Source organism: Camelimonas sp. FR25 (assembly GCF_059740505.1).
In genome coordinates this window covers 1-4,709 of the sequence record NZ_JCAWFG010000031.1, presented here as the reverse complement: position 1 = coordinate 4,709, position 4,709 = coordinate 1, and the positions used below count along the sequence as shown (strand labels likewise).

Below are 4,709 nucleotides of genomic sequence, written 5' to 3'. Positions count from 1 at the left end.
TCTTTTTCATTGCTCACGCGGGCGCGGTTGCGATCGCCGTCAATATAGGCGGCCATGCCGACCAGACCCGCGTCGACCGTGCCGCTATTGAACTGGGTGAGGCGATTGTCGTCGCTATTGACGACTGCCAGCAGGCCGATGCCATCGGCGTTCACCTGGCCCGTGTTGAACACGCCCAGCGCGTTCCGGTCCCCCTCAACATAGCCGGCGACGCCCGTGACGGCTGCATCGACCTTGCCGCTGTTGCCGCTGAGAATGAAATTGCCATCGCCGATTCCGACGCCCGTCACGCCGGCGAGGCTGGCGTTGATATCTGCGCCTGGACCGTTGACAGTCAGCGCCACATTGTCGTCGCCAACAGCGACGCCAACGGCGCCCATGGCGTAGCCAGCGATCGAGTCGGTATTGATGACCGCAACGTCGACGCCGTACCCAACGCCATCGCCAACTTTGACGCCCGCGAGACCAACGAGCGGCAGACCGCTGGTGGAGAAGATATCGCCGTTGTTGATCGCAATGGCGCGGCCATCGCCGACATTGAGCGCGATCGAACCAACAAGCTCGGAGTCGACGCTGCCGTTATTGACGGCGACCGCCCAGCCTGAGCCGAAAGACAGCGCAGCCTGACCTACAAGCGGAGGATCAATGTCGCCATTGTTGATGGCGATTGCATCGCCGCCATCAATACCAGCGGCGACCATGCCGAAAAGGCCGTTCGTAACCGCAATCTCACCGTCGTTGGTGGCGATGGCGCGCCCGTCACCCGAGGTGACGGCGGCCAACGCCGCCAAACCGCCCGAGGCCAGCTCGATCTTCGCCCCTTCAGCATTAGTCGCCGTGGCATCACCGCCGCTGAGGTGAACCGCAACCGCGCCAGTCAGGCCATCGGCGTTGATCGTGCCAGTGTTAGTAGCGGCTGCCCCTCCTGCGCCAGTGGACAGTGCAACAAGCCCCGCAAGGCTACCTGAGCCAGCGTTGATCACTGCGCCGGCGCCGTTGGTGGCCGACACGTCGCCGTCGCCAACCCCCAACGCCAGCGCGCCGACCAGACCTGACACGTTCAGCGTGCCGCCATTGTGCGCAGTTGCCGTACCTGTCGAGGTCGAAACTGCGGCGAGGCCCACGAGGCTGCCGCTCTCAACGTTAATGATCGCACCAGCGCCATTCGACGCCGCTACATCGCCGTCGCCAAGCCCCAATGCCAGCGCGCCGGACAGACCCGACACGTTCAACGTGCCGCCATTGTGCGCGGTGGCCGTGCCTGTCGAGGTCGAAACTGCGGCGAGGCCCACGAGGCTGCCGGTCTCGGCGTTGATGATCGCCCCGGCGCCATTCGACGCCGTAACATTGCCATCGCCAAGACCCAATGCCAGCGCGCCGGACAGACCCGACACGTTCAGCGTACCGCCATTGTGCGCGGTGGCCGTGCCTGTCGAGGTCGAAACTGCGGCGAGGCCCGCGAGGCTGCCGGTCTTGGCGTTGATGACCGCTCCAGCGCCGTTCGACGCCTCCACATCGCCGCTGCCAAGACCCAATGCCAGCGCGCCGGACAGACCCGACACGTTCAGCGTGCCGCCATTATGCGCGGTCGCCTCGCCTGTCGAGGTCGAAACTGCGGCGAGACCCGCGAGGCTGCCCGTCTCCGCGTTAATGACCGCGCCAGCGCCATTCGACGCCGTAACATTGCCATCGCCAAGACCCAATGCCAGCGCGCCGGACAAACCCGACACGTTCAACGTGCCGCCATTGTGCGCGGTAGCCTCGCCAGTCGACGTCGAAACTGCGGCGAGGCCCGCGAGGCTGCCGGTCTCAGCGTTAACGACCGCGCCAGCGCCGTTCAGCGCCTCCGCATCGCCGCTGCCAAGCCCCAATGCCAGCACGCCGATGAGGCCGCCATTTGTGGTGATAGAGCCATTGTTAGTGGCGGTCGCATTGCCGCTGTCCGCTGCGACAGCAGCGAGCCCCGCCACATTGCCCTGACCGCCAAGGATCTCAGCGCCAACCGCGTTCTCCGCCTTTGCATCGGCGCCGCCAAGCCCCATCGCCAGGCCACCTATGGCGCCGTTGGCGTTGATGACCCCAGCGTTGGTGACAGTGGCAGTTCCATTCGCCGCAACAATGGAAGCGAGGCCGACGGAACCGCCCTGCCCCAGATCAATTGTCTTGTTGTTGGTGGCGCTTGCATCGCCGTCCATGTTGAAGGCAATCACGCCAGCGACGTTGCTCGTCACGTTACCGTCATTGCTTACGTTGACGTCGCCATTAGCACCGATGGAGCCGCCGAGCACAGCAACGCCATCCATGACCGTTGTGTCGCCCTTGGCGGTGACATTGACGTCATTGTCCGTGCCGATGCCAATGCCGACAACACCGAACGCACCGCTAGCAGTGACATCGCCTGTGGTCACGTTGACGGTCGCCTTGCCGTCGCCTGCAACCAGATCAAGCAAGCCACCGACATCATCGAAGCCGCCAGCAGATGCTAGCGAGACAGGGTTCCCCACGCTACCTGCAATTGCGACGACACCATTGTCACCAGAAACGGAACCGCCCTCAGTATTCACCGTAGCAGTGGCATCTCCATTGTAGCTGCCGGCGAAGGCGAGGATGCCAACGTCGCCGCCCGTGATTACGCCGTTGCCGGAGACGGACACGGTCGCACTCTTCCCGTCGCTCGATAAATCACCCGCCAAGGCGATCGCGGTAACGCCATTCTCTGCGCCATCAACGCTCGTGGGCTTGTCTTCGCTGACAACCGTGACAGTCGTGCTCGCGTTGGCCCCGATGCCAGTCGAAATCGCGTAGATGCCGCTGTTTGTGTCACCCTCGATGATGCTGTCAGTCACGTTCACGGTGGTGCTGGCGTCGCGCGAATAGCCGGTTGATGACGCATTGATGCCATTCTCCGAGCCGGATACGGTGGCGTCAGACACCTCCGTGACGCTATTACCGCCGCGGTCTATTACAAGAAAAACCTTAGCGCCGACCGCGCTGGTGTTGATGCCGTCACCGTTATTGCCCCGGATTGTCCGACCAGTGATTGTCGAACTCGCGTCGGCGCCAGAGGTCACGATGCCGGAATTCCCACCCATGACGGAGCCAGAGCCCTCATAGGTAGCGTCTCCATTGTATGCGGCAATATTTAAGGCGCCGACGTCGAACGAGACCCCGTAAGCGCGGACGTCAACACCATTAAAACTGGAGCCTTCGCTGGAAATTTTACCATCATTTGTCAGCGTGGCGCTTCTAACTTCGTCAGACAAGGACCCCCTGCCAGACGCCGCCAGGCCATCGCCAGTAACGTCGCCATTCGATGTTACGACAACATCGTTGCGTGACCCATCCGATATGTTCTCATTCTTTTCACCACAATAATCTCTCGAGTTTCTATTCACCGTATCAATTTTATGACCCAAAAAATATCTATCAAAACTATATGCCTCAGTTTTAGTAGTCCCACTCACCTCGCACGAAGCAGCGTCTGCACCGGCAGGCGAAAGCGCCACCGCAGCAAACACTGCAGCGCCAAGCGCCGTCCCCGACATCAACGAGTCGCGTTTTGCGCGGGAGGCTGGCTGCGGGCTGTTGGCCAGCCGCCACTGATCCATCAACGTCAGACCACGCGTTGCGCGCGACTTGTCGCCCGAAATAGCCATTTCTTCCCCCCAAAGACCTGCATCTGTGCGCATGCGCACAAAAAATCGCGACCAATTAAACATTGGCGTAACCGCAAAGCTGGTAGCATCGCGACAGTCACAAAATTAAGCGCGACCTGATTGTCAAAATTCTGATTTTCGATACACTTATGTTAGATAGAAATGGATGGAGATCGCCGAGCGGCACACTATCGGGAATACGCAACGTAAGCTTCTCATTTCGAGGGCTTTACGCAGCGTAACTTTTAGTTCGCTGCTCAGATGTCATGTTTCAAAATGAATGACTTTTGGCGGCAGCCACAAAAAGGCGCAGCGCGGCACGGCGTTTGTGCGGTGAACATCTTTCTCACCGTTTTTTGATCGCCGAGGCATTTGAATGGGGGGTGCAAACGTGCTGGTAGGTTTTGGCGTGTGCTTTGCTGAGGACGGCGGCACGGACCAACATTGGCTCGAATCGGCTGGCGCTGAGCGCCTTTTCCTCGTCAAATGGCCGGAGGAGCAGGCCTTTGTCCTGCAGCAGGCGATCGGATTCCTGCGCCAGGGTGATATATTTATGACACGTTCACTGGCCCGGCTTGGACCGCGCATGGACGGGATTGTGGCGGCGCTGCACGATATCGCCGCTGCAGGCGCCACAGTGCGGATCGGCGACGACATCGCGGCAGGCTCGCAGCAGTCCATGGCCCTGCTTCAGGCGTCAGAGCTGCTCAAACATGCCTCCCAGCCCGCAGCGTCGCGCCAGCGGCCTCACGAAGAACGGCCTGGCCGGGCAGAGCGCAGGGTGCGTGGGCGCCCTGCGGCGCTCACCGACGCACAGCGTGAGCGCGTGCTGGCGCTGGTTCGCGACCAGCAGATGTCGGCGCGCGTGGTGGCGCAACGCTTCGGCGTGTCGCCCGCCACGATCTATCGCGTCATCCAGACGGGCTGAGCCAGCGAGTTGCCATCACGGGGATCCGGAGCGATCGCCCTGCCCCACGTCGCAGGCTGGCGGTTGGGGCGAAACCGCCCGCAGGTTGCGCGCCGCGCTCCCGCACGGTGACTGCTGCGCTAGAT

General features: G+C 61.7%; 2 protein-coding genes. One reads left to right on the top strand and one right to left on the bottom strand.

Annotation, left to right across the window (positions count from 1 at the left end; genetic code table 11):
• Positions 1-3,092 (bottom strand): beta strand repeat-containing protein (locus tag AC6A67_RS03975; RefSeq protein WP_498035266.1); only part of this gene is annotated, 3,092 nt, incomplete at its 3' end.
• Positions 3,093-4,209: 1,117 nt separating this feature from the next.
• Here AC6A67_RS03975 and AC6A67_RS03970 point away from each other — a divergent pair.
• Positions 4,210-4,584, top strand: coding sequence for a helix-turn-helix domain-containing protein (locus tag AC6A67_RS03970; RefSeq protein ID WP_498035265.1), 375 nt, complete (start codon positions 4,210-4,212; stop codon positions 4,582-4,584).
• Positions 4,585-4,709: the final 125 nt, after the last annotated feature.